General features: G+C 72.8%; 1 pseudogene. It reads right to left on the bottom strand.

Annotation, left to right across the window (positions count from 1 at the left end):
- Positions 1 to 239, bottom strand: a pseudogene (locus tag SB786_RS37550) (F0F1 ATP synthase subunit epsilon); the annotation flags it as partial.

Here is a 239-nt window from a genome sequence, read left to right as displayed (position 1 = left end):
GCCATCGCGAAGAACCGCCGGATCTCGTCCATCAGCTCCGCGCGTGCCGACGCGAAGTCGAATGCGCGCCGGTTTTCCTGCGCGTGCACGCGCCGCCACTCGTCGGCCGCGTGGCGCGCTTCGCGCGCGCGCAGCGCATCGAGCTCGGGCGTGCGCAGCGCATGATCGGCGATCAGCGTGACGCCTTCGCGGCTCACTTCGAGCACGCCGCCGGCCACCAGAATGCGGCGCCGCTCGCC

The sequence above is a fragment of the Burkholderia sp. SIMBA_062 genome (assembly GCF_046534765.1).
Taxonomy (GTDB): Bacteria; Pseudomonadota; Gammaproteobacteria; order Burkholderiales; family Burkholderiaceae; genus Burkholderia; species Burkholderia ambifaria.
Note: the sequence above shows the minus strand (reverse complement) of the source record. Positions and strands in the feature narration are given on the sequence as shown.